The organism is Saccharopolyspora sp. NPDC050389 (assembly GCF_040655595.1).
Classification (GTDB): Bacteria; Actinomycetota; Actinomycetes; order Mycobacteriales; family Pseudonocardiaceae; genus Saccharopolyspora.
In genome coordinates this window covers 1-1023 of sequence record NZ_JBFAKG010000238.1, presented here as the reverse complement: position 1 = coordinate 1023, position 1023 = coordinate 1, and the positions used below count along the sequence as shown (strand labels likewise).

Sequence of the window (1023 nt, the reverse complement as noted above, 5' to 3'; positions counted from 1 at the left end):
CCCCGCGCCAAACCCACACCCCCCACATACAACTCCCCCACCACACCCACAGGAACCAAACCCAACGAACCATCCAACACATACACCCGCATATTCGGCAACGGATGACCGATAGGCGGGACGTTTCCGCCGGACAGCGGTCCCGTCATCGTCAAGTAGACGGTCGCTTCGGTCGGCCCGTAGGCATTCAGCATCAGCCGACCTTTCGACCAGCGGTCGACCAGTTCGCCGGGGCACGGTTCGATGCCGGTGATCAGGACCCGCAGGTCTGGCAAATCGCGGTGCGGAATGCTCGACAACACCGTTGGCGAAACGACGGCGTGGCTGATGCGTTCCTCCGCCAAGATCGCTGCCAACTCAGCGCCGAGCGGTTTTTGCGTTGCGGGCAGGACCAGCGCAGCTCCGGTCGCGAGGGCCATGAACAGTTCCATCACCATCACGTCGAAGCTGGGCGACGCCAACTGCAGTACGCGGCTCCCCTCCCCGACCCGAAGTCGTTCCCGCTGCACCTCGACCAGGTTGGCCACCGCGACGTGCGGAACCACGACTCCCTTGGGGGTGCCGGTGGAGCCGGAGGTGTAGATCACGTATGCCGGGGCCAGCGGGCCCAACGCGGCCCGCCGATCGGCATCGGTGACGTTTCCGCTGTTGTTCCGGCCGAGCCGGCCTTGGAGTTCGGGATCGCCGAGGAACAGGACGGGAACTCCGATGGCCGCAACACTCCCTGCGGAGCCGTCCGCGGTGAGGACAACCGCCGGCCCAGCGTCATCGAGCATGAACCGGATACGGTCAGGCGGGTACGTCGGGTCGATCGGCAGGTAGGCGCCACCGGCCTTCAGCACGGCGAGGATGGCGACCACCATTTCCGCGGAGCGGGGCAGCACCAGCGCCACGACTCGCTCCGGCCCCACTCCTAGCCCCGCCAAGTGGTGTGCGAGTTGGTTCGCGCGGGTGTTGAGGTCGTCGTAGGTCAGGCGGGTGCGGTCGTGTTCGAGTGCGGTGGCCTGGGGAGTTTTGCTTACC

At 66.2% G+C, this 1023-nt stretch carries 1 protein-coding gene; it reads right to left on the bottom strand.

Features of this window, described 5'->3' with window-relative positions; all coding sequences use genetic code 11:
* A partial coding sequence (locus AB0I53_RS49625; protein WP_358618240.1) for an AMP-binding protein occupies window positions 1-974 on the bottom strand: 974 nt, incomplete at its 3' end.
* Between the last annotated feature and the right edge of the window lie 49 nt (window positions 975-1023).